Origin of the sequence: Variovorax sp. AB1(2024), assembly GCF_037482385.2 — a bacterium.
In the GTDB taxonomy this organism is placed as follows: Bacteria; Pseudomonadota; Gammaproteobacteria; order Burkholderiales; family Burkholderiaceae_C; genus Variovorax.
In genome coordinates this window covers 359702-382494 of record NZ_JBBHKP020000002.1, presented here as the reverse complement: position 1 = coordinate 382494, position 22793 = coordinate 359702, and the positions used below count along the sequence as shown (strand labels likewise).

The 22793-nt window shown below is 68.3% G+C and carries 17 protein-coding genes; 13 read left to right on the top strand and 4 right to left on the bottom strand.

Features of this window, described 5'->3' with window-relative positions; genetic code table 11:
* Window positions 1-21 precede the first annotated feature (21 nt).
* Genes WIX39_RS28720 through WIX39_RS28695 form a run of 6 tightly spaced genes read left to right on the top strand, consistent with a single transcriptional unit; the run spans window position 22 to window position 5539 of the window.
* The gene (locus WIX39_RS28720; protein WP_081267680.1) at window positions 22-711 is read left to right on the top strand and encodes an RraA family protein; all 690 of its coding nucleotides are present in this window, start codon (window positions 22-24) and stop codon (window positions 709-711) included.
* The gene (locus WIX39_RS28715; RefSeq protein WP_409196582.1) at window positions 708-1649 is read left to right on the top strand and encodes an NAD(P)-dependent oxidoreductase; all 942 of its coding nucleotides are present in this window, start codon (window positions 708-710) and stop codon (window positions 1647-1649) included. Before WIX39_RS28720 ends, WIX39_RS28715 begins: the two co-directional genes overlap by 4 nt.
* 39 nt (window positions 1650-1688) lie before the next feature.
* Complete coding sequence (locus WIX39_RS28710; RefSeq protein ID WP_409196581.1) at window positions 1689-2669, top strand: Bug family tripartite tricarboxylate transporter substrate binding protein; 981 nt, start codon at window positions 1689-1691, stop codon at window positions 2667-2669.
* Between the two features lie 46 nt (window positions 2670-2715).
* A complete protein-coding gene (locus WIX39_RS28705; RefSeq protein ID WP_409196580.1) occupies window positions 2716-3672 on the top strand; it encodes a tripartite tricarboxylate transporter substrate binding protein in 957 nt (318 codons plus the stop codon).
* Between the two features lie 7 nt (window positions 3673-3679).
* Window positions 3680-4567, top strand: a complete 888-nt coding sequence (locus WIX39_RS28700) for an amidohydrolase family protein (protein ID WP_409196579.1) — start codon at window positions 3680-3682, stop codon at window positions 4565-4567.
* Window positions 4568-4597: 30 nt separating this feature from the next.
* On the top strand, window positions 4598-5539 hold the full coding sequence (locus WIX39_RS28695) for an SMP-30/gluconolactonase/LRE family protein (protein ID WP_409196578.1): 942 nt from the start codon (window positions 4598-4600) through the stop codon (window positions 5537-5539).
* 12 nt (window positions 5540-5551) lie between these two features.
* Here WIX39_RS28695 and WIX39_RS28690 read toward each other — a convergent pair whose 3' ends face one another.
* Complete coding sequence (locus tag WIX39_RS28690) at window positions 5552-7546, bottom strand: phosphatase PAP2 family protein (RefSeq protein WP_409196577.1); 1995 nt, start codon at window positions 7544-7546, stop codon at window positions 5552-5554.
* A gap of 249 nt (window positions 7547-7795) precedes the next feature.
* Window positions 7796-8419 carry a TetR/AcrR family transcriptional regulator gene (locus WIX39_RS28685; protein WP_285411302.1) on the bottom strand — a complete coding sequence of 208 codons (624 nt, stop codon included), beginning with the start codon at window positions 8417-8419 and terminating at the stop codon, window positions 7796-7798.
* Window positions 8420-8563: 144 nt separating this feature from the next.
* Between WIX39_RS28685 and WIX39_RS28680 the strand changes: the two genes are divergently transcribed.
* From WIX39_RS28680 to WIX39_RS28665, 4 genes are all read left to right on the top strand, one after another.
* Entirely contained in the window at window positions 8564-9772 is a 1209-nt protein-coding gene (locus tag WIX39_RS28680; RefSeq protein ID WP_409196576.1) for an efflux RND transporter periplasmic adaptor subunit, read from the top strand.
* A gap of 15 nt (window positions 9773-9787) precedes the next feature.
* Window positions 9788-12949 carry an efflux RND transporter permease subunit gene (locus WIX39_RS28675; protein WP_409196575.1) on the top strand — a complete coding sequence of 1054 codons (3162 nt, stop codon included), beginning with the start codon at window positions 9788-9790 and terminating at the stop codon, window positions 12947-12949.
* 10 nt (window positions 12950-12959) lie between these two features.
* The gene (gene adeC, locus WIX39_RS28670) at window positions 12960-14420 is read left to right on the top strand and encodes an AdeC/AdeK/OprM family multidrug efflux complex outer membrane factor (protein WP_155742480.1); all 1461 of its coding nucleotides are present in this window, start codon (window positions 12960-12962) and stop codon (window positions 14418-14420) included.
* A 190-nt stretch (window positions 14421-14610) separates the two neighbouring features.
* Entirely contained in the window at window positions 14611-15255 is a 645-nt protein-coding gene (locus WIX39_RS28665; RefSeq protein WP_409196574.1) for an SGNH/GDSL hydrolase family protein, read from the top strand.
* Window positions 15256-15270: 15 nt separating this feature from the next.
* On the opposite strand, the gene WIX39_RS28660 is transcribed toward WIX39_RS28665, so the two are convergent.
* On the bottom strand, window positions 15271-16302 hold the full coding sequence (locus WIX39_RS28660) for a HAMP domain-containing sensor histidine kinase (protein WP_409196573.1): 1032 nt from the start codon (window positions 16300-16302) through the stop codon (window positions 15271-15273).
* 6 nt (window positions 16303-16308) lie between these two features.
* Complete coding sequence (locus WIX39_RS28655; RefSeq protein WP_081267692.1) at window positions 16309-17004, bottom strand: response regulator transcription factor; 696 nt, start codon at window positions 17002-17004, stop codon at window positions 16309-16311.
* 124 nt (window positions 17005-17128) lie between these two features.
* Between WIX39_RS28655 and WIX39_RS28650 the strand changes: the two genes are divergently transcribed.
* The 3 genes from WIX39_RS28650 to WIX39_RS28640 are packed head-to-tail and all read left to right on the top strand — an operon-like array spanning window position 17129 to window position 22763.
* Complete coding sequence (locus WIX39_RS28650) at window positions 17129-18577, top strand: efflux transporter outer membrane subunit (RefSeq protein ID WP_409196572.1); 1449 nt, start codon at window positions 17129-17131, stop codon at window positions 18575-18577.
* Entirely contained in the window at window positions 18574-19692 is a 1119-nt protein-coding gene (locus WIX39_RS28645; protein WP_409196571.1) for an efflux RND transporter periplasmic adaptor subunit, read from the top strand. Before WIX39_RS28650 ends, WIX39_RS28645 begins: the two co-directional genes overlap by 4 nt.
* Window positions 19689-22763, top strand: coding sequence for an efflux RND transporter permease subunit (locus WIX39_RS28640; RefSeq protein ID WP_409196570.1), 3075 nt, complete (start codon window positions 19689-19691; stop codon window positions 22761-22763). Before WIX39_RS28645 ends, WIX39_RS28640 begins: the two co-directional genes overlap by 4 nt.
* Window positions 22764-22793 lie beyond the last annotated feature (30 nt).

Below are 22793 nucleotides of genomic sequence, written 5' to 3'. Positions count from 1 at the left end.
TCCTTTCCTGAAAGCACTCCCATGTCCTCGACCCTTCCCGACATCATTCGCAACTTCGAGCGCGTGCCCGCGAACATCGTGGCGCAGGCCGCAGAGTTCCAGCCGGCCATCCTCGCCGACGTGGCCGGCCGCCGCGGCGCGCTCGACGGGCGCATCAAGGCCCTGCGCCCGCGCATGAAGCTGGCCGGCACCGCCCTCACGGTGGAAGTGCGTCCCGGCGACAACCTCATGATCCATGCAGCCATCGCCATGGCGAAGCCCGGCGACGTGCTCGTGATCGACGGCAAGGGCGACCTGACCTCGGCGCTGATGGGCACGATCATGATGACGGCCTGCAAGAAACTCGGCATCGCCGGCGTGGTGATGGACGGGGCCTGCCGCGACAGCCTCGAGATCGACGAGATGGACTTCCCCGTCTTCAGCGTGGGCACCAACCCGAACGGTCCGACGAAGAACATCGGCGGGCGCATCGGGCACCCGGTGTCCATCGGCGGCGTGACGGTGCGTCCCGGCGACTTCGTGATCGGCGACGGCGACGGCGTGGTCGTGGTCGAGCGCGAGAAGATCGAATCGCTGCTGCCGCTGGCTGCCAAGAAGGTCCGCGACGAGGCCGCGCGCATCGCCGCCATCAAGGAAGGCGACACCGCGGCCAAGTGGCTGGACTCCGCGCTGCGCGCGGCCGGCGTGCTGAAGGAAGGCGAGACGCTGTGACCGCGACCAACGCAAGCTCGATCCTCGTGACCGGTGCCGACTTGGCGCCGCAGGCACTCGCGCTGCTCGAAGGCCATGACATCGTCTACGCCGGCAAGGCGCCGACCGAGGACGACCTGGTCGCCCTTTGCCGCGCGCATGATCCCGTGGCCATCATCGTGCGCTACGGCAAGGTGGGCGCCGCCGTGATGGACGCGGCACCTTCGCTGAAGGTGATCTCCAAACACGGCAGCGGAACCGACACGATCGACAAGAGCGCGGCGCAGCAGCGCGGCATCGAGGTGGTGGCGGCCGTGGGCGCCAATGCGGCCGCGGTGGCCGAGCAGGCGCTCGCCCTGCTGCTGGCCTGCGCCAAATCGGTGGTGGCGCTCGACGCGCGCATGCATGCCGGCCACTGGGACAAGGCGACGCACAAGAGCCTGGAGCTCGGCGGGCGCACCATCGGCCTCATCGGCCTGGGCGCCATCGGCCTTCGCTTCGCGCGCATGGCCGACGCGCTGGGCATGCGGGTGCTGGGCTACGACCCCTACGCCAAGAACCTTCCGGCCTATGTGCAACCCGCGGACCTGGCAACCCTCTGGGCAGAGTCCGACGCCGTGTCGTTGCACTGCCCGCTGACCGACGACAACCGCGGGCTGCTCAATGCCCGCACACTGGCGCAATGCAAGCGCGGCGTGATCATCGTCAACACGGCCCGTGGCGGGCTGATCGACGAAGACGCGTTGCTGGCGGCCGTGCGTTCGGGCCAGGTCGCCATGGCCGGGCTGGACAGCTTCGCGGTCGAGCCGATGACGCCCGGCCATCCGTTCCAGGGCGAAAAAAACATCGTGCTCAGCCCCCACATCGGCGGCGTGACCAGCGATGCTTACGTGAACATGGGCGTCGGTGCGGCAAGGAACCTGCTGCAGGTGCTTTCGCGCCAGGCGGCGACCACCTGAGGCATGGCCGCCGCCGCTCAAAAGAAAAAGGAGACAGGAATGAAGAGAAACAGAAGCATCCGTGGCGTTGCGGCTGCCGTGGGGCTGCTGACGGTGCTGGCTGCACAAGTGCACGCACAGGCATGGCCCGCCAAGCCGGTGCGCGTGCTCGTGGGCTTTTCCGCGGGCGGCCCGACCGATGTGGTGGCGCGTGCCTTCGCCGACCACGCATCGCGTGCGCTGGGCCGGCCGTTCATCGTGGACAACAAGCCCGGCGCGAACACGATCCTGGCGGCCGAGGCCGTCGCGGCGGCGCCGGCGGACGGCTACACGCTGCTGCTGGGTGCGACCAACTACACGATGATTCCCGCGCTCTACAGCCAGCGGGTCAAGTTCGATGCGGTGCGCTCGTTCGCGCCGGTGTGTTCGCTCGCCGTAAGTCCCACGGTGCTGGTCGTCGGCCCGTCGATGCCGGTCACCTCCTTCGGGGCGTTCCTGCAGGCGGTGAAGGCGGAACCCGGCAAGCGCACGTATGCCACGCCGGGCTCCGGCAGCTCCGGGCATTTCGCGAGCGCGCACTTCACGCAGCTCACGGGCACGTCGATGAACCACATCCCGTACAAGGGTGCGGCGCAGGCGACCACCGACCTCATGGGCGGGCAGGTCGACAGCTCCTTCGCCACGCTGGGGTCGGTGCTCACGCAGGTGCAGTCCGGCAAGCTGACGGCCCTGGCGGTGGCATCGCCCAAGCGCTCGGCGCTGCTGCCGAACGTGCCGACCTTCGAGGAAGTAGGCGTCAAGGGCTACACGGCCGACGCCTGGTACGGCCTGCTGGCGCCCGCGAAGACGCCGCCGGAGGTGGTGGCCGTCCTGCGCCGTGTCGCCACCGAATTCGCACAGTCGCCGGCCACGCGGGAGAAATTGCGCTCGCTCGGCATGGAGGCGCAGAACACCTGCGGCGATGCCTTCGGCGCGCAACTGGCGCGCGAGGTCAAGCTGTACGGCGAGCTGGCCCGCTCGCTCGACCTCAAGACCGAATGAAAACGCTGCGCCCTGCCCGCAGCCGCCACGCCATATTGGAGACAACATGAAATTTCTCGTCCGGGGCATGTTCGCCCTGTGCCTGTGCGCCGCCGCGCTCGCCCACGCCGCCTATCCCGAGCGCCCCATCACCCTTGTCGTGCCGTATGCGCCCGGCGGCTCGGCCGATGCGCTGGCCCGTGTGCTCGCGGTGCGCGTCGGCCAGAAGCTCGGCACCAGCGTGATCGTCGACAACCGGCCCGGCGCCAGCGGCACCATTGGCGCGGCCTTTGCCGCCAAGGCCGCGCCCGACGGCTACACCGTGCTGTACGACGCCACGCCGTACTCGATCAACCCACACCTGTTCCCCCGCATGCCGTATGCGAGCAATGCGCTGCAGCCCCTGGCGCTCGTGGCACTGGCGCCGAACATCGTGATCGTGCGCGCGGAATCGCCGCTCAAGAGCATCAAGGATCTCGTGGACAAGGCCAAGGCCGAGCCGGGCAAGATGAACTACGCATCGGGCGGCAGCGGCACCGTGCAGCGGCTGGCGGCGGAACTGCTGCGACAGCGGCTCGGGCTGGACATGGTCCACGTGGGTTACAAGAGCGGCGGCCCCGCCATCGTCGACGTGATGGGCGGCCAGGTCGACTTCATGTTCAGCACCATCGCCGCCTCGTACCCGCTGGTGTCGTCGGGCAAGCTGCGCGCGCTGGCGGTGTCGTCGCCGCAGCGCTCGGCGCGCCTGCCGGAGGTGCCGACCCTGGGCGAGACGGTGGTCCCCGGCTACGAGGCCTACGAATGGAACGGCCTGCTGCTGCCCGCCGGCACGCCCGCCTCCATTGCCGACAAGCTCCACAAGACGGTCGTCGAAGTGCTGAAGGAAGACGATGTGAAGCGTCGCTTCGTGGACGTCGGCGTGCAACCGGTGGGCTCCACGTCGGCCGAGTTCGCCGACTTCCTGAAGAAGGAAGATGCGAAATGGGCGGACGTGATCCGCAAGGGCAACATCAAGCTCGACTGAAGACGCCATGAACAACGTGCCGGACTCTCGACCGGTTCCCCATTCCGTCGGCATCGACCGGCCCGCGCATGACTTGCCGCCGGATGCCTGCGACAGCCACATGCACATCTTCGATCCGCGGTTCGCGCCGTCGCCGCACTGGACGCGCCAGCCGCCGCACGCCGATGTGGCGGCCTATCGCCGGTTGCAGCAGCGGCTGGGGACCTCGCGCACGGTGGTGGTCAATCCCTCGACGTACGGCACGGACAACGCCTGCACGCTCGACGCACTCGCGCAACTGGGCGAGCGTGCACGCGGCGTGGCCGTCGTCGGCCATCAGGTGGCCGACAGCGAGCTCGATGCGCTCGCGGCGCAGCGCGTGTGCGGCCTGCGCGTGAACTTCGTCACTCCGCAGTCCTGGGGAACGACCACGCCGGAGATGCTGACCACGCTGGCCCGCAAGGTGGCCCGCCTGGGCTGGCACGTCCAGGTCTTCGTTCAGCCGGAGCAGCTGGTGGCGCTGGCCCCGGTGCTCGCCGCACTCCCGGTGCCGCTGGTCATCGACCACATGGCCCGCATCGACCCGGCGGAAGGCGTCAAGGGCGAGGCCTATGCGGTCGCGCGCCGGCTGCTGGACGGCGGCAACACATGGATGAAGCTGTCGGGCGTGTACATGCGATCGCGCGACGGGGCGCCCGCCTACGGCGACGCATTCGCGCTCGGCCGCGCGCTGGTCACCGCCGCGCCGGAGCGCCTGGTGTGGGGCAGCGACTGGCCCCACACCACCGAGGCGCCGGACACCGTCAACGATGCCGACCTGGCCGACGTTCTCGCGGCCTGGTGCGACAGTACCGCGGTGCGCGACCGCATCCTGGTGGACAACCCGGCGAAGCTCTACGGCTTTACGGCCGCCTAAGCCGCAGCACCGCCTTCCCAGGAGACCGACATGTACTTTCTGCAAGCGCCCCAGGTGCTGGAACTGCAGACCTTCACGACCATGCCCGCGTCGCTGCGCCGGCCGCAGCGCAGTGTCTGGGCCGACGCCAACCGCGGCGGGCAGCCGACCGACTCGTTCCTTGAAGGGCCGGTGTTCGACGACGCAGGCAACCTCTACGTCTGCGACATTCCCTTCGGCCGGATCTTCCGGATCGACCCGGCCGGCACCTGGACGCAGGTGGCCGAGTACGACGGCGAACCCAACGGCATGAAGTTCATCGACGCCCACACCCTGCTCGTCACCGACTACAAGAACGGCCTGATGCGCGTGGACGTGCAGACCGGGCAGATCACGCCGCACCTGCAGCGGCGCAATACCGAGAGCTTCAAGGGCGTGAACGACCTCGTGCTCGACGCCCAGGGCAACATCTACTTCACGGACCAGGGGCAAAGCGGGCTGCACGATCCATCGGGCCGGCTCTACCGGCTGCGCCCTAACGGCCAGCTCGACCTGCTCCTGTCGAACGTGCCCAGCCCCAACGGCGTGGCCCTTTCGCCGGACGGCAAGGTGCTCTACCTGGCGGTGACGCGGGGCAACTGCGTCTGGCGCGTGCCGCTGCTGGCCGACGGGAGCGTGGCCAAGGTGAGCCAGTTCTTCACCTCCTACGGGCCCAGCGGCCCCGACGGGCTCGCGGTCGACACGCAGGGCCGGGTGCTGGTTGCGAACCCCGGGCTGGGCTACGTCTGGGTGCTCAACACGCGCGCGGAGCCCGTCATGGTGCTGCGCGGTCCTGCCGGTGCCTCGACCACCAACATCGCCTTCGGCGGTCCGAACCGGTCCACGCTGTTCGTGACCGACTCCACGCATGGGAATGTGCTGACGCATTCCCTCGACACTCCGGGCGTCGAGCTGCACCCTTCCCGCCTGAAGAAGGGGCAGCCTGTCGGCTAGATCAACGGGAGGTCATGCGTCGAAGCGCACGACGAGCTGCGTGCCCGTGTAGGTCGGCGTGACCTTGAAGCCCGGTGCGTTGATGGCCGAGAAGCGGCCGGTCAGGGTGCTGCTGCTGATGACGGTAAGCGTATCGCCCGCGCTGGGCGCAAAGCCTGGCTTGAAGCTCAGGTTCAGCGTTCCGTCGAGGGCGGCCACACCCGCCACGCTCAGGCGGCCCGCGCCGTTGCCGCCCAGGTTCAGCTGCAGCGTCGTGCCCGCCAGCTGCGTGTAGGCGCCCGCCATCGTGACCGTCGAAGCGGCGTTGCAGACGAGCGTGCCGCCACCGACGTAGACGTTGCCCTTGCCGAAGGCCGCGGCAGCGTCCGCCTGCAGCGAGCCTTCCATCAGCTGCGTGCCGCCCGTGTAGCTGTTGCTGCCGCCCAGCGCGAGCGTGCCGCTGCCCTTCTTGGTGAGCTTGCCGGCGCCGGAGATGTTGTTGCGCCAGTTGTCCAGCGCATTGAAGCCGCCCCGGCTGGCGTCCATGGTCACGACCACGTCGCCGTTGAAGACGCCGTAGCCGTCGGCCGCGTCGAACAGGTTGAGGCGGCCCCAGCCTTCGGGGTCGTCCATCACCGGATAGCCCGAAGCGACGGCCGTGGTCTTGAGCACCACGCGGCGCTGCGTGGCATCGAGGTACGGCAGGCGCGTTTCGAGCAGCACTTCGGCGCCCTTGGGCACCACGGCGGGCTTGGTCGTATCTGCCACCGGCTTGAAGCCGAAGGTCAGGCGGCGCAGGTAGTCGGCCTTGCTCGCGGCATGGTCGGCAAAGCGGTCGGCCGCGGCGCCCTGCGAATGGGCGAAGTTGTTGAAGGCGGCGGCATCGCTGGCGCCCACCGCGGTCATCAGCACGCTCTGCGCCTGGGCATAGGCCGCGCTCTTGCGCGCGGCGTTGGCGCCGGTGGAAAGACTGGCGGTTGCCACGGCCTGGCCGTGCAGTCGTCCGCCGACCACGTCCAGCGGCGAATGCATGCCGGCCAGGATGCGGTTCTCGCCGAGCTCGAGGCCGCGCGCCACCATTTCCTGGAAGCGCTGCGGCACGACGTAGGCGGATGCGATGGCATCGCGCACCGCCTCGGCCGTGTGGCCGCTCACGAAGCCGCCGTCGGTGGCCGGCGTGCCGCTCTTGGCGGGTTCCAGCGCGGGCACCACCTTCACGCTGCTGCTCCAGCGCCAGGGACGCGCGTACTTGTAGAAGCGCTTGGCGGGCTCGGTGGAACCGTTCTCGCCGATGTTCTTGAGCAGGTCGACCACGGTGCCGAAGGCCGGGTTCGAGGCACCGCCCACGCCCACGTCGTTGCCGCCGTCGTTGTAGAGCACCGTGGTGGCATCCGGTGCGATGCCGGTGATGGTGGTGACCTGCTGCGTGGCCGCGCGCCAGGCGCTGGTGAGCGGGCCCATGCCGTCGCTGATGCTGTAACCCTTGCCGCGGCGGTCGTCCAGGTAGGCGGCCAGCTCCTGCGCGCTGGTGCGTGCGTTGGTGGCGTCGACGACGTACTGGATGTTGCTGTTCAGCACCCCGCTGTTGAGGATCTTGCCGTCGGAGGCGTCGCCCGGAATGCCGCTCCACGTGGACTGAACGACCGCCGGAAAGCTCCCCTGCGCCGGCGCCGACACGCCCGCGTCGACCAGCAGCGTGCTGGGCTGCCAGAAGTCGAGGAAGCCGGCCACCACGCGCACGCCGGCATTGGTTTCCTTGGTCGCGTAGCGCGCATCGCCACGCTGGTTGGTCGCGACGTTGTCGACGAAGGGCGGAATCGCGGCCGTGTCGGGCACGGGCGCGGTGTCCGTGAAGCCCAGGTCCTTCGGAGGCCCGGCCACCACGACGGCGGTCGGATTCGTGGTGGCCGGCGTGCCCGAGATGGGAAACGAGACACCGTCGTTGCTGCCGCCGCCGCAGGCCGAGAGGCACAGGGCCGCGACGAGAGTGATGGCGAAAGGGCGGGCGTAGGGAAAGAGATGCGGCATGAGGAAGTGAATGGAGGTAGGAAGGCGCGGGGCTCGGCATGTCGGCCCTCTGCGCCCACGCGCAATCTAGGGGGGCAAGAAGTCATTGCCGTGAACGGCAGGTCCATATCGCACGGCTGTGATGAAGCTGCGACAGCCCCGTGATCCGGACGTCCGTCGGGTCAGGCGCCGGTCAGGGTCGATTCCTGCCATCCATTGGCAGTTGAATTGAAAAAAGCGATTGCCAGGAGGCGTGCCTGCCTGCCGTCCTCACTCGGCAGGCCGGCCCTCCGCGGCGTATCCGCCAAGAAACACCTGCACGGCGCGCCGCGTCGCCTCGCGCAGCTCCTTGCGTGTCAGCGGTCCCTGGATGCCGATCAGGCTCGGCTTGACGGTCTCCGAATCCAGAAGGCTCATCAGGTGGTGTGCCGCCACGACAGGGTCGGCTGTTCGCAGCCGGCCCTTTTGCATCTGCCGGGCCAGGAAGTCCGCCATTGCGGTCACGCCCTTCCTGGGCCCGCCCTCATAGAAGAGCCGGCCTATGTCGCTGCGGCCGGATTCGGCGATCACCGCCCTCTGCGCCTGGATGACCTCTTGCGAGCACACCACGGCCAGGATCTTCTCGCCGAAACGCTGCAGCACCTGCGCGAGGTCGTCCTCGCCCTCCTGCGCCAGCGCCGTGAAGATCGGATCGAAGTGCTTGCTTGCGGAGGCGTGGATCACCGCAACGAACAGTTCTTCCTTCGAGCTGAAGTAGCCGTACAGGGTCGCTCTGGAGCCCCCCACGCGGGCAGCGATCTCCACCATCGAGGCGCCCTCGAACCCCAGCTCCCTGAAAACTTCCGATGCCACCTGGACGATGGCGTCGCGCTTGGCTTCTGTCTTGACCCGCATACCGTGTGCCTCCTTATTTTTGTACACGTCTGACTATTTTAATTGACACCCTCCTGAAGTCAAAATACATTTCAGTACAGCACTGTCTATTTATGAGTCGGCGAGACAAAGCAACGTCCCGTCGTTTTTCCCAGGAGAATCGCGATGCGCCCCCCTCTGACCTACGGCCTGACATTCCTCGCGGCCGTCATGTCCACCTGCATGCTCGTGGCCTGCGGCAAGCCGCCGGGCGGCCCGCCTCCGGCGGCCGGCACCCCTGAAGTCGGCGTGGTCACGGTGCAGCCGCAGCGCGTGGCCATCACGACCGAGCTGCCTGGGCGCACCGTGCCCTTTCTCATCGCCGACGTGCGCCCGCAGGTCGGCGGCATCGTCAAGACCCGCCAGTTCCGCGAGGGCAGCGACGTGAAGGCCGGCGAGGCGCTCTACCAGATCGATCCCGCCACCTACAAGGCGACCTACGACAGCAACGTCGCCGCGCTCGCCAAGGCGCAGGCCAGCCTGGTGACCACGCGGCTCAAGGCCGAGCGCTACAGGGAGCTGGTGGCCATCAAGGCCGTGAGCGAGCAGGACTACGACGACGCCGCCGCTTCGCTGCAGCAAGGCGAGGCCGACGTCGCCTCGGCCAAGGCCAACGTCGAAACGAGCCGCATTAACCTCGCCTACGCACGCATCGACGCGCCGATCTCGGGGCGCATCGGCAAGTCGTCGGTCACGCCGGGCGCATTGGTCACGGCCAGCCAGTCGACCGCGCTGGCGACCATCCAGCAGCTCAACCCGATCTACGTCGACGTGACCCAGCCCAGCGCCGCGATGCTCCAGCTCAAGCAGGCGATGGCGCGCGGCGACCTGCAGAAGAGCGGCGCCAATGCTGCGAAAGTGCGGCTGCTGCTGGAAGACGGCAGCACCTACCCGCTCGAGGGCAAGCTCGAGTTCTCCGACGTCACCGTGGACCAGAACACCGGCGCGATCACGTTGCGCGCGGTGTTCCCCAACCCCGACGCGGATCTGCTGCCCGGCATGTACGTGCGCGCGGTGCTGCAGGAAGGCGTGAAGGATCAGGCGCTCATGGTGCCGCAGCAGGCGGTGTCGCGCGACGGTGCCGGCAAGCCCGTGGCCTATGTGGTGGACGCCCAGCACAAGCTGCAGCGGCGCGCACTCGAGACCGAGCGCGCCATCGGCGACCAGTGGCTGGTGCGCAGCGGCCTGAAGGCCGGCGACCAGCTGGTGGTGGACGGCCAGCAGCGCGCGGCGCCGGGCGTCGAGGTGAAGACGGTGCAATGGAGCCCCAAGTCCGGGCCAGGCACCGAGACCGCCAAGGCAGCTCCGTCCGAGCCTGCCGGCGCGGCCAACTGATCGCGAAAGACCGTCATGGCACGTTTTTTCATCGACCGCCCCATCTTCGCGTGGGTGCTCGCCATCATCGTGATGCTGGGCGGCGCAATGGCAATCGCCACGCTGCCGATCGCGCAGTACCCGAGCATCGCGCCGCCCGCCGTCGCCATCACCGCCAACTACCCCGGCGCTTCCGCCAAGACGCTGGAGGACACCGTCACCCAGGTCATCGAACAGAAGATGAAGGGGCTGGACCGGCTCAGCTACATGGCCTCGACCAGCGAATCGTCCGGCTCGGTCACCATCACCCTCACCTTCGAGAACGGCACCGACCCCGACACCGCGCAGGTGCAGGTGCAGAACAAGCTCTCGCTGGCCACGCCGCTGCTGCCGCAGGAGGTGCAACAGCAGGGCGTGACCGTCACCAAGTCGGCCACCAACTTCCTGAACGTGCTGGCCTTCACCTCCGAAGACGGCAGCATGAACGGCTCCGACCTGTCGGACTACGTGGCCGCGAACGTGCAGGAAGCACTCAGCCGCGTGGAGGGTGTCGGCGACACCACGCTCTTCGGCTCGCAGTACGCCATGCGCATCTGGCTCGACCCGAACAAACTCGCCAACTTCAGCCTCACGCCGCTGGACGTGAAGACCGCGATCCAGGCGCAGAACGCGCAGGTGTCGGCCGGCCAGCTCGGCGGCATGCCGGCGGCCGCCAACCAGCAGATCAACGCGACCATCACCTCGCAGACGCGCCTGAAGACCGCGCAGGAGTTCGAGGACATCCTGCTGCGCACGCAGACCAACGGCGCCCAGGTGCGCCTGCGCGACGTCGCCCGCATCGAGCTCGGCAGCGAGTCGTACAACACGGTCGGGCGCTACAACGGCAAGCCGGCCGCCGGCCTGGCCATCAAGCTGGCCGCGGGCGCCAATGCACTCGATACGGTCAAGGCCATCGACGCGCGGGTGGCGGAGCTCGAGAAGTTCTTTCCGCAAGGCATGAAGGTGCAGAAGCCCTACGACACCACGCCCTTCGTGCGGATCTCCATCGAGGAGGTCATCAAGACGCTGGTCGAGGCCGTGGTTCTGGTGTTCCTGGTGATGTACCTGTTCCTGCAGAACTTCCGCGCCACGCTGATCCCGACCATCGCGGTTCCGGTGGTGCTGCTGGGCACCTTCGGCGTGCTCGCGGCCTTCGGCTTCACCATCAACACGTTGACGATGTTCGCGATGGTGCTGGCCATCGGCCTGCTGGTGGACGATGCGATCGTGGTGGTCGAGAACGTCGAGCGCGTGATGACCGAAGAGGGCCTGTCGCCCAAGGAGGCCACGCGCAAGTCCATGGGCCAGATCACCGGCGCGCTGGTGGGCGTGGCCCTGGTGCTGGCGGCGGTGTTCGTGCCGATGGCCTTCTTCGGCGGCTCCACGGGCGTGATCTACCGGCAGTTCTCGATCACCATCGTCTCGGCGATGACGCTGTCGGTACTGGTGGCGATGGTGCTCACGCCGGCGCTGTGCGCGACGCTGCTCAAGCCGGTGCACAAGGGCCACGCGATGGCGACCACCGGCTTCTTCGGCTGGTTCAACCGCAGCTTCGACCGTGGCAACGGGCGCTACCAGGGCATCGTGCGGCACATGGTGGCCAAGGGCTGGCGCTACATGGCCGTGTACGTGGTGCTGCTGGCGGTGGTGGTGGTCGGCTTCATGAAGCTGCCGGTGGGCTTCCTGCCCGACGAAGACCAGGGCACGATGTTCGCGCTGGTGCAACTGCCGCCGGGCGCGACCAACGCGCGCACGGAAGAAGTGATCCGCCAGGTGGAGCATCACTTCCTGGTCGACCAGAAAGATGCCGTCTCGGGCATCTTCACCGTGGCCGGCTTCAGCTTTGCGGGCAGCGGGCAGAACACCGGCTTCGCCTTCATCAAGCTCAGGCCGTGGGACGAGCGCAAGGGCGAGGCCCTGAGCGTGACCGGCGTGGCGGCGAAGGCCGGCGCCTTCTTCAACACGATCCGCGACGCCAAGGTGTTTGCCTTCGCGCCGCCGGCCGTGGCCGAGCTCGGCAACGCGACCGGCTTCGACCTGATGCTGCAGGACCGCGCCAACCTCGGGCACGCGGCCCTGATGCAGGCGCGCAACCAGTTGCTCGGCACGCTGTCCAAGGACAAGCGCCTGGTGGCCGTGCGCCCCAACGGCCTGGAGGACACACCCGAATTCAGGCTCGAGATCGATCCGCACAAGGCGCAGGCCCAGGGCCTTTCGATGTCGGACATCAACGACACCTTCTCGGCCGCCTGGGGCAGCAGCTACGTCAACGACTTCATCGACAAGGGGCGCGTGAAGAAGGTGATGCTGCAGGCCGATGCCCGCTACCGCATGCTGCCCGAGGACATCGACCGCTGGTACGTGCGCAACAGCGCCGGAACGATGGTGCCCTTCACCTCCTTCGCCAAGGCCGGCTGGAGCTCGGGTTCGCCGCGCCTGGAGCGCTACAACGGGGTGCCCTCGGTCGAAATTTTGGGCATGGCGATGCCGGGGAGCGCATCGAGCGGCGAGGCGCTCGCCATCGTGGAAGCGGCGGTTGCGCAGCTGCCGGCGGGCATCGGCTACGAATGGACCGGCCTGTCGCGCCAGGAGAAGGCATCGAGCGGCCAGACCGGCCTGCTGTACGGGCTGTCGATCCTGATCGTGTTCCTTTGCCTTGCCGCGCTCTACGAGAGCTGGTCCATCCCGTTCTCGGTGATCCTGGTGGTGCCGCTCGGTGTGCTGGGCGCACTGGTCGGAGCGATCCTGACCTGGAAGATGAACGACGTGTACTTCCAGGTGGGCCTGCTCACCACGATCGGGCTCGCTTCGAAGAACGCCATCCTGATCGTCGAGTTCGCGAAAGACCTGCATGCGCAGGGCAAGGGACTGGTCGAGTCGGCGCTGGAGGCGGCACGCCTGCGCCTGCGGCCCATCCTGATGACTTCGCTGGCCTTCATTCTCGGCGTGCTGCCGCTGGTGCTGGGCAGCGGCGCCGGGGCCGGCGCACAGCACGCGCTGGGCACGGCGGTGATCGGCGGCATGCTGTCAGGCACGCTGCTCGCGATCTTCTTCGTGCCGCTTTTCTTCGTGCTGGTGCGCGGTCTCTTCAAGGGCGGTTCGGCCACTCCCGCTGCTCCCGTCGCCCCCCACGCACAACCGGCCGCGGCCGCATCCTGAGGCATCCGCCATGAAACCATTCCGTCTAGCGCCCCTCGCGCTCGCAGTCCTGATGGCCGGCTGCAGCCTGATGCCTGCCTACCAGCAGCCCGCCGCCCCCGTGGCCGGCAAATTCGCCGGCGACACGGGTCCCGCCGACCCGGCATCCACGCCAGTGTCCGATCTTGGCTGGCGCGACGTCTTCACCGATCCATCGCTGCAGCGCGTGATCGAGATGAGTCTTGCCAACAACCGCGACCTGCGCGTGGCGGTGCTGAACATCGAGAAAGCGCGTGCCCAGTACCGCGTGCAGGACGCGGCGCTCTTTCCCACCGTCAATGCCAGCGCTGGCGGCAGCGGCAGCCGCACCCCTGCCGACCTGTCGTCCACCGGCGAGGCGCTCACTGCGCGCCAGTACAGCGCGTCGCTCGGATTCAGCGCCTATGAGATCGACCTCTTCGGTCGTGTGCGCAGCCTGAGCGCGCAGGCGCTGCAGCAGTTCCTCTCCACGGCCGAGGCGCGCCGCAGCACGCAGATCAGCCTGGTGGCCGAGGTGGCGACCGCCTATCTCACCCTCGCCGCCGACCAGGACCGGCTGGCACTCGCGCGCGACACGCTGCGCAGCCAGGGCGACTCCTACCGGCTCAACCAGCGCAGCTTCGAACTGGGTGCGGCTTCGGCCCTCACGCTGAGCCAGGCACAGACCAGCGTGGACAGCGCGCGCGTGGATGTCGAACGCTACACCTCGCAGGTCGCGCAGGACCGCAATGCGCTGGTGCTGCTCGTCGGCGCGGAAGTGCCCGACGAACTCCTGCCGCGCGCGCTCCCCGACGGGGCGACGGCCGAGGCCAGCCCGCTGGCTTCCATTCCGCCGGGGCTGCCTTCGGACCTGCTGCAGCGCCGGCCCGACATCCTGCAGGCCGAGCGCGACCTCAAGGCGGCCAATGCCTACATCGGCGCGGCGCGCGCAGCCTTCTATCCGCGCATCAGTCTCACGGCCTCGGCGGGCACGTCGAGCAGCGAGCTGTCGGGCCTGTTCAAGGGCGGCTCGGGCAGCTGGAGCTTCGCGCCGCAGATCACGCTGCCGATCTTCGACGGCGGCACCAACCGCGCCAACCTCAAGATCGCCACGGTGAGCCGCGACATCTCGGTGGCGCAATACGAGAAGGCGATCCAGACGGCATTCCGCGAAGTGTCGGACGCCTTGGCGCAACGCAACACGCTCGGGCGCCAGCTCGATGCACAGCAGTCGCTGGTGAACGCGACGGCGAACAGCTATCGCCTGTCTCAGGCGCGCTTCAGCCGCGGCGTGGACAGCTACCTGAGCGTGCTCGATTCGCAGCGCTCGCTCTATACCGCCCAGCAGGACCTGATCGGCACGCGCCTGTCGCGCTTCACCAACCTGGTGACTTTCTACAAGACGCTGGGCGGCGGATGGGTCGAGACCACCAACACGCCCGTGGCCGCGAAGCCTTCGGACAACGCCTCCTGAGTCGACGCGCCTGGAATCTCCGCGCATCCATCGCATGGCGCGGCACATCCCCTGCCGCTTCAGCTGCTGACCGGCACGGAGTCTCCATTTTTTCTCCTTCTTTGGCCCCTAGCCTCAGGGAATGCCTGATCTCATCCACGTTCCGCCTCGGCGAGCCGGCCGGTTCGGAACGATCGCCCGCATCTTGGGCATGGCGCTGGCCACCGGTTGCGCGCAAGCCCCCGTGGTCCCCTCGGAAGACCACGTCAAGAGCAGCGGCGTGTCGCTGGCAAGCCGCGCCGTGGCGCGTGCTGCGGCGCCCCAAGGCGCATGCAGTGTCGAGCTCTATGGCGACTCCATCCTTCATGGCGGTTTCCTGGGCGACCGGCGGCTCGATGAAAGCCCGGCGGCCGCTCTGCGCCGGATGCGTCCCAGATACCGGGTGATCGATCATTCCGTGAGCGGGGAAACAGCCAGCGCACGGTCGGCGGCATTCGCAAGCGAAGCACGTTCGAGCCGCATCGTGGTCATCCAGCATGGGCTCAATGACGCGATGCAGAACTTGCCCCTGGAGCCGGCGCTGCGCGCCATGGTCAACCAATCCAGGGCCGAGGGGCGCGATGTGGTCTTGACGGGCCTGTCGCAAACGCTCGCCGGTGCCGACGTGCGTGCACGAGGCGACGCGACGGTTCGGCGACTGGCGGGGGATCTCGCAGTGCCGTTTGCCGACTGGGGCAGCGTGCCGATGCGTCGCGGCGAGATGGCGGACATTCTCCATCCCTCGCAGATCTACTCGACTCGGCTCGTCGAGCGCCTGGTCAAGGTGCTGGACCACCTGGCTCCCGAATGCGTGTGAGGCGCAACGCGCACTTCAGCGCGGCAGTTCGATCCTGATGCGCAGGCCGCCGTTGTCGGCGAGCGATGCCTCGATCGTGCCGTCATGGGCCAGCACCGCGCTGCGCGCGATGGCCAGGCCCAGCCCGACACCACGATCGACCTCGCGGCGGTCGATCCGCACGAAGGGCACGAAGATCGCCTCGAGCATGTGCGGCGGCACGCCCGGCCCGTGGTCGCTGATCACCACCTCCAGCAAGCTGCCCTCCGTGCGCAGGCTCGCGCGCACCTCCACCGTGCTTCCCTGCGCCGTGTGCTTCACGGCATTGCGAATCACGTTCTCGAAGGCGCGGTAGATCAGCTCGCCGTCCACCTGGGCGACGAAGTGCTCGGGCGCCTCGATGCTCACCGAGCGGTTCGTCGCGCGCCCCTCGAAGTCTGCGTCGGCCACGATGTCGTGCAGCAGCTCGATCACATCGACCGCGCTGCGCGAGACGGGGGCCGATGCCGTCAGCCGATGCAGCGTGAGCATTTCGTCGATCAGCGCGTCCAGGCGCCGGGTCTCGCGCTCGACGCGTTCGACCATGGCACCCACCTGCGAGGAATCCTGCTCGAGCAGCCCGATGGCCGCCTGGATGCGCGACAGCGGTGAACGCAGCTCATGCGAGATGTCGTGCAGCAGGCGGTCGCGCGCGGCGATCAGCGCCTGCAGCTGCGCCGCCATGCCGTCGATGTCGTGCGCCAGATCGGTGATCTCGTCGCGGCGCCCTTTCATGAGCGGTTCGACGCGCGTATCGAGATGCCCTTGCGCCATGCGCTGGAGCCCCCAGCGCAGGTGCTGGAGCGGCCGGGAGAGATACCAGGCCAGGAAGCCGCCGAAGACCAGGCTGGCCAGGACGGCGATCATCGCGGGAACAACGGGAATCCCGCTCACCTTGGGCACCGGATCGCTGGGCGGCGGCACCGCTCCGATGAGCCACAGATAGAGCGCCGTCAACCCGATGCTCGAGATCATGCAGCTCGACAGCACCAGCAGCAGCTTGCGGAACAGGCGCATGGGCCGGGCCATGGCCGTTCAGTCCTTGAGCAACTGGTAGCCGAGGCCGCGCACGCTCTGTATCCACGACCGGCCGTCGTCGCGCGTGCCCATCTTCTGGCGGATGCTGCTGATGTGCACGTCGATGCGGCGATCGAATCGCGTGAGCGGCCGGTCGAAGGCGGCCAGGGAGATGTCCTGCTTGCTGATCAGCTGCCCCGCATGGCGCACCAGGACTTCCAGCAGGTTGAATTCGGTGCCCGTCAGCTCCAGCGGCGCACCCTGCCAGGCGGCCTGGCGCGTGCCGGGCCAGAGCGTGAGTGCGCCGGCCGTCAGCATCAGCGCGGCGTTCGCGCCCTCGGGCCGGTTGCGGCTTTCGGTGCGCCGCAGGATCGCGTGGATGCGCGCCACCAGTTCGCCGGGCGTGCATGGCTTGGGAACGTAGTCGTCCGCGCCCATGTTGAGGCCGACGATCTTGTCGACGTTGTCGCCGCGCGCCGTGAGCATGAGCACCGGCACGTTGCTCGTGGAGCGGATCCGGCGCAGCGCTTCGATGCCGGACAGGCGCGGCATCATGATGTCCAGCACCACGAGCGCATAGCTGCCGCGCAGCGCCTCGCTCACGCCGGCCTCGCCGTCATGGACCACACGCACATCGAAACCCTCGCGGGAGATGTAGAGCGACAACATCGATGTGAGGTCGACGTCGTCGTCGACAAGCAGAACCCTGTGCATGGGCGGAGTATGGCGCCGATCCGGCAGAGGCTCGTCAGGCAGGCGCCGATATTTACCCAGCTTAACGCTGGTTGACCGCAGCCAACAGGGGGCGCTTCTAACCTCGGTGGAGGAAGAAGATCTGATGACCACACCGCTGCGCTCCCTGTTCGTCACCCCGCTGGCCGTCTGCCTGGCCTGGGGCCTGACCGCCTGCGCCACAGGCCATCTCGAAGGCCCGCCACAACCGCAGGCACCGCCTTCATGGCAGTCCGAATTGCCGCACGGCGGGCGCACCGGCGACCTGCGGCAATGGTGGCAGCAGTTCGACGACACACGTGTCGCCCGCCTGGTCGAGATGGCCGAGCGAGACAGCCCCTCGCTCACGACGGCCTGGGCCAACATCGAGAAGGCACGCGCCACCTTGCGCAGCACGCGTGCGCAAGCCCGGCCCAGCGTGACTGGCAGCGCATCGGCTTCGCGCAGCAACCAGTTGCAGTCGGGCGAGTCCACGGCCACCGGCACCTCCCGCAGCGCCGGCGTCGATGCCTCATGGGAGCTGGACCTGTTCGGCAAGGTCCGCCGCAACACGGAAGCGTCCGAGGCGCGCGTCGAGGCACGCGCCGCCGACTGGCACGATGCGCGTGTCTCGCTCGCGGCGGAAGTGGCCGATACCTATGTGCAGTACCGCGCATGCGTGTTGCTTGCGGATGCGTACCAGCGCGAGGCCGCCTCGACGGCCGCCACCGAGAAGGCGACGGAGGCCGCAGTACAGGCCGGCTTCACCGCGCCGTCTGACGGCGCCCTGGCGCGTGCGAGCCTTGCAAGCGCGCAGTCGAGCCTTGTGCAGCAGCGCACGCAATGCGACATCCTCGTCAAGTCGCTGGTGTATCTCACCGGCAGCGACGAGCCGTCGCTGCGGCGGTTGATCACAGGCGGGGGCGACCCCGTGCCGCGGCCGGCCGACCTGCAGGTGCAGGCGGTGCCCGCGCAGGTGCTGCTGCAGCGCCCCGACCTGGCCTCGCTCGAGCGCGAGGTGGCCGCCACCGGCGCGGAGATCGGCGCGGCGCAGGCGGATCTGTATCCGAGCCTGTCGCTCAGCGGATCGGTCAGCGTGTCCGCGAGCAGCCTGACCTCGCCGGCCACGCTCTGGTCGTTCGGACCGTCGCTCTCGATACCGCTGTTCGACGGCGGCAAGCTCGATGCCGCAGTCGATACGGCGCGCGCCAGCTATACGTCGGCACTCGCCGCCTATCGGCAAGGTGTGCGCACCGTGGTGCGGGACGTGGAAGAAGCCCTCACGAACCTCGAAGGCGCCGCCCTGCGGGCGGAGCAGGCGGAGAAGGCCGCGCGCGAGTACCGCAGCTACTTCCTGTCTTCCGAGACCAACTGGCGCGCCGGGCGCACCAGCCTTCTCTCGCTGGAGGAGGCCCGGCGCTCGGCGCTGTCGGCGGAGATCACCGAGATCACGCTGCAGCAGAACCGCGTCCAGTACTGGATCGCCCTCTACAAGGCCGTCGGCGGCGGATGGCAGCCCGGCACGCCGGCCGTGTCGCCCGAAGCGCTGGCCGATGAAAAAACGAGAACGCCATGAACATCACATCGAAACCCAAGCTTCGCCGCGGCGCCGCCGTCGCCGTGGTCCTTCTCCTGGCTGTCGGCGGCGCGATGCTGCTTCTGCGGCCGCCGACCCGGGCGCTTGCGCCGAGCGCGCCGGCCAGCGCGATGACGGTCGAGGTCGTGACGCCGAACAACCGGGACTGGCCCCGAAGCCTGCAGGGCAGCGGCCCGGTGACGGCATGGCAGGAGATCATCGTGAGCCCCGAGACCGGCGGCTACCGCATCGCCGAGTTGATGGTGGATGTCGGTGCCACCGTCCGGCGCGGCCAGGTGCTCGCGCGTCTTGCGGACGAAGGCCTGCGGGTCGACCTGCGCAAGCAGGAAGCGGTGGTCGCGCAGTCGCGCAGCAGCCTCGAACAGGCCAGCGCGAATGTGCGGCGGGCGAAGGTCGTCGGCACGACGGGGTCGCTGTCCGCGCAGCAGATCGAGGAGTACCGCATCACGGAGGACTCGGCGCGCGCAACCCTGCAGTCGTCGCAGGCAGACCTCGACAGCGTGAAGCTCAAGCTCGCGCAGACGCGCGTGCTGGCTGCCGATGACGGCGTGGTGTCGTCGAAAACCGGCGTGGTCGGCAATGTGGTGAGCGCCGGCACCGAACTCTTCCGCCTCGTGCGGCAGGGCCGGCTTGAGTGGCGGCCCGAACTCGATGCCCGCGAGCTCGCCTCGGTGCAAGCCGGCCAGAAGGCCGAGCTGACGCTGCTCAACGGAGAGCGCGTCGAGGGCACCGTGCGCATGGCGGCGCCCACCTTGTCGACGACCACCGGGCGCGCCACGGTGTACGTCAGCCTGAACGGCGGCAGCACTGCGCGCGCAGGCATGTTCGCCAGCGGCCTGGTCAGGCTGGGCAATGCGCCGGCCGTGACGCTTCCGCAATCGGCGATCGTGATGCGCGACGGGCGTGCCTATGTCTATCTCGTGGATGGGAGCAGCAAGGTCTCCGCGCAGGCCGTGACGACGGGCCGCCGCCAGGATGACCGGGTCGAGCTGCTGTCGAAACTGCCCGCTGACGCGCAAGTGGTTGCCAGCGGCGGCGCATTCCTGTCCGACGGTGTGCAGGTGACGGTGAAGCAACCGGAGGCCAAGCGATGAATATCTCGTCCTGGTCGATCCGCAATCCGGTCCCCGCGATCCTGACCTTCATCCTGCTCACGGTGCTGGGGCTGATCGGCTTCAGGACGCTGCAGATCCAGGATTTTCCCGACACCGACCTGCCGACCATCCAGGTCTCCGCTTCGCTCGAAGGCGCCGCGCCGGCACAGCTCGAGACGGAGGTTGCGCGCAAGATCGAGGACAAGCTCGCGTCGCTGAGCCGGCTTGACCACATCACCACGACCATCACCGACGGCCTGGTGAGCATCAGCGTCAGCTTCGAGATCGACAAGAACTCGGAGGAAGCGCTCAATGAAGTCCGCAACGCGGTCGACAGCGCCAAGGCCGACCTTCCGGCCAACATGGCGTCGCCTACGGTCTCCAAGCTGACCACGGCCAGCAGCGCGCTGCTCACCTACACCATCGAATCGAAGACGATGGATGAGAAAGACCTGTCCTGGTTCGTCGACAACCAGGTCACCAAGAGCCTGCTGGCCGTCAAGGGCGTCGGTTCCGTGTCGCGGGTGGGGGGCGTCAGCCGCGAAGTCCACGTCGATCTCGATTCGCGGTTGATGGCGGGCCTGGGCGTCACGCCTTCCGATGTGTCCACGAGGCTCAAGGCGACGCAGAAGGAAGCCTCGGGCGGGGAAACCTTCGTGGGCGGCCAGAAGCAGTCGAGCCGCACCCTGGCCACGGTGGGGTCGGCCGCCGAAGTCGCGGCCATCACGCTGTCGCTGGGCGACGGCCGCTATGTGCGGCTCGACCAGATTGCGCGCATCAGCGATGCGAATGCCGAGCGCACGACCATGGCGTTTCGCGACGGCAAGAAGGTAATCGGGTTCCAGGTCACGCGTTCCAGGGGATTCTCGGACGTCGGCGTCGCCAACGATATCCGCGAGGCGCTGAAGAAGTTTTCCGCCGCGCATCCCGAGGCAAGGGTCGTCGAGGCCAGCAATACCGTCACGCCGATCCAGGAGAACTACCAGGGCTCCATGGAGCTGCTGCTCGAAGGCGCCGTGCTCGCGGTTCTTGTGGTGGGATGGTTCCTGCGCGACATGCGCGCGACCTGGATCGCGGCGGCCGCGCTTCCGTTGTCCATCGCGCCGGCCTTCGCTTTCATGGCGCTGGCGGGCTATTCGCTCAACACCGTCACGCTCCTCTCGCTTTCGCTGGTCATCGGCGTGCTGGTGGACGATGCGATCGTGGAGATCGAGAACATCGAGCGGCATCTGCTGATGGGAAAGACGCCCTACCAGGCGGCGATGGAGGCCGCGGACGAGATCGGCCTGGCCGTGATCGCCACGACGTTCACGCTGGTGGCGGTGTTCCTGCCGACGGCCTTCATGGGCGGCATTCCGGGCAAGTTCTTCCGGCAGTTCGGCGTGACCGCCTCGGTCGCGGTGCTCGCATCGCTGCTGGTGGCGCGCCTGCTCACGCCGATGATGGCCGCCTACCTGCTCAAGCCCAAGGCCGCCCATCTGCACAACGCATCGACGGACGAGCCCACGATGACGCGCTACCTGGCGTGGGTACGCGGCGTCCTTCAGCATCGCAAATCCACCGCCGCGGCCGCACTGCTCTTCCTGGTGCTTTCGATCGGGCTGGCGCTGTCGATCCCGACCGCCTTCATGCCGGCGCAGGACAAGGCGCAGAGCACGGTGACACTCAAGCTCGGCCCCGACGCCACGCTGGAGCAGACCGTCGCCGTCAGCCGGCAGGCGCAGCAGATGCTCGGCGAGATACCCGAGGTGCGCTCCGTCTTCGTCGCCGCCGGGACGGCCAGCACCGGAAGCGGCATGGGCGCGACGGCCACGACCGACGTCACCAGTTCCACACTCACGGTGGACCTGGTGGACCGCGGGGACCGCACGCTCAAGCAGTCCCAGGTCGAGTCGAAGATCCGCGACCGGTTGAAGACCATTCCCGGCGTGCGTGTGACCGTCAGCGGCAGCAGCAACGGATCGACGCTGGAGATCACGCTCGCTGGCGACGATGCCGACACGCTCGACAAGGCCGCCAAGCAGGCGGAGCAGCAGCTCCGTACCCTGAGGAATGTCGGCAACGTGACGTCGAGCGCGGCGTTGCAGCGCCCGGAGGTTCAGTTGCGCCCGGACTATGCGCGCGCCGCCGCCCTGGGCGTCACGTCCGAGGCGCTCGCGGACGCCGTGCGGCTGGCGACCTACGGCGACTACTCGACGGCGCTGCCCAAGCTGAATCTGCCCGAGCGCCAGATCGCGATTCGCGTGCGCATGGATGCCTCGGTGCGCGCCGACATGGATGCGATCGCCCAGCTGCGCGTCAAGGGAGACGACGGCGCGGTCAGCCTCGGCTCGGTGGCGGACGTGTCCATGGGCAGCGGCCCTTCGCAGATCGACCGCCTGGACCGTTCCCGCAACGTGACCCTGAGCGTGGAGCTCAACGGGCGTGCGCTCGGCGAAGTGCAGCAAGAGGCCATGGCCCTGCCGGCCTTCAAGTCGCTGCCCGCGGGCGTGCGCGTCGTGGAGCAAGGCGAGTTGCAGCGCATGGCCGAGCTGTTCACGAGCTTCGGCACGGCGATGGCGATCGGGGTGTTCTGCATCTATGCGGTGCTCGTGCTGCTGTTTCACGACTTCATGCAACCCGCCACCATTCTCTGCGCGCTGCCGCTCGCCCTGGGCGGCGCGTTCGGCGCGCTGTGGCTCACGAACCAGTCGTTCTCGATGCCGGTGGTCATCGGCGTGCTGATGCTCATGGGCATCGTGACCAAGAACTCGATCCTGCTGGTCGAGTACGCGATCCTCGCGAGGCGGCAGCGCGGAATGACACGGCTGGAGGCGGTGATCGACGCTTGCCACAAGCGGGCGCGCCCGATCGTCATGACGACCATCGCCATGGGCGCCGGCATGCTGCCCAACGCCCTCGGCCTCGGCGCTGAGCCCAGTTTCCGGCAGCCGATGGCGATCGTGGTCATCGGCGGGCTGATCACCTCGACCGTGCTGAGCCTTCTGGTGGTCCCCGTGGTGTTCACCTATGTGGACGACCTGCTGCAGTCGCTGCGCCGTCGGCTGCCGCAAAGGCAATCGGCCGCGTAGACCACCGATGGGCGATGCGCCCTGGCCGCG

Excerpts from the sequence above, each read along its gene's own strand:
- WIX39_RS28720 (WP_081267680.1), top strand. The coding sequence starts at position 22 with ATGTCCTCGACCCTTCCCGACATCATTCGCAACTTCGAGCGCGTGCCC.
- WIX39_RS28710 (WP_409196581.1), top strand. The coding sequence starts at position 1,689 with ATGAAGAGAAACAGAAGCATCCGTGGCGTTGCGGCTGCCGTGGGGCTG.
- WIX39_RS28705 (WP_409196580.1), top strand. The coding sequence starts at position 2,716 with ATGAAATTTCTCGTCCGGGGCATGTTCGCCCTGTGCCTGTGCGCCGCC.
- WIX39_RS28700 (WP_409196579.1), top strand. The coding sequence starts at position 3,680 with ATGAACAACGTGCCGGACTCTCGACCGGTTCCCCATTCCGTCGGCATC.
- WIX39_RS28695 (WP_409196578.1), top strand. The coding sequence starts at position 4,598 with ATGTACTTTCTGCAAGCGCCCCAGGTGCTGGAACTGCAGACCTTCACG.
- WIX39_RS28690 (WP_409196577.1), bottom strand. The coding sequence starts at position 7,546 with ATGCCGCATCTCTTTCCCTACGCCCGCCCTTTCGCCATCACTCTCGTC.
- WIX39_RS28685 (WP_285411302.1), bottom strand. The coding sequence starts at position 8,419 with ATGCGGGTCAAGACAGAAGCCAAGCGCGACGCCATCGTCCAGGTGGCA.
- WIX39_RS28680 (WP_409196576.1), top strand. The coding sequence starts at position 8,564 with ATGCGCCCCCCTCTGACCTACGGCCTGACATTCCTCGCGGCCGTCATG.
- WIX39_RS28675 (WP_409196575.1), top strand. The coding sequence starts at position 9,788 with ATGGCACGTTTTTTCATCGACCGCCCCATCTTCGCGTGGGTGCTCGCC.
- adeC (WP_155742480.1), top strand. The coding sequence starts at position 12,960 with ATGAAACCATTCCGTCTAGCGCCCCTCGCGCTCGCAGTCCTGATGGCC.
- WIX39_RS28665 (WP_409196574.1), top strand. The coding sequence starts at position 14,611 with ATGGCGCTGGCCACCGGTTGCGCGCAAGCCCCCGTGGTCCCCTCGGAA.
- WIX39_RS28660 (WP_409196573.1), bottom strand. The coding sequence starts at position 16,302 with ATGGCCCGGCCCATGCGCCTGTTCCGCAAGCTGCTGCTGGTGCTGTCG.
- WIX39_RS28655 (WP_081267692.1), bottom strand. The coding sequence starts at position 17,004 with ATGCACAGGGTTCTGCTTGTCGACGACGACGTCGACCTCACATCGATG.
- WIX39_RS28650 (WP_409196572.1), top strand. The coding sequence starts at position 17,129 with ATGACCACACCGCTGCGCTCCCTGTTCGTCACCCCGCTGGCCGTCTGC.
- WIX39_RS28645 (WP_409196571.1), top strand. The coding sequence starts at position 18,574 with ATGAACATCACATCGAAACCCAAGCTTCGCCGCGGCGCCGCCGTCGCC.
- WIX39_RS28640 (WP_409196570.1), top strand. The coding sequence starts at position 19,689 with ATGAATATCTCGTCCTGGTCGATCCGCAATCCGGTCCCCGCGATCCTG.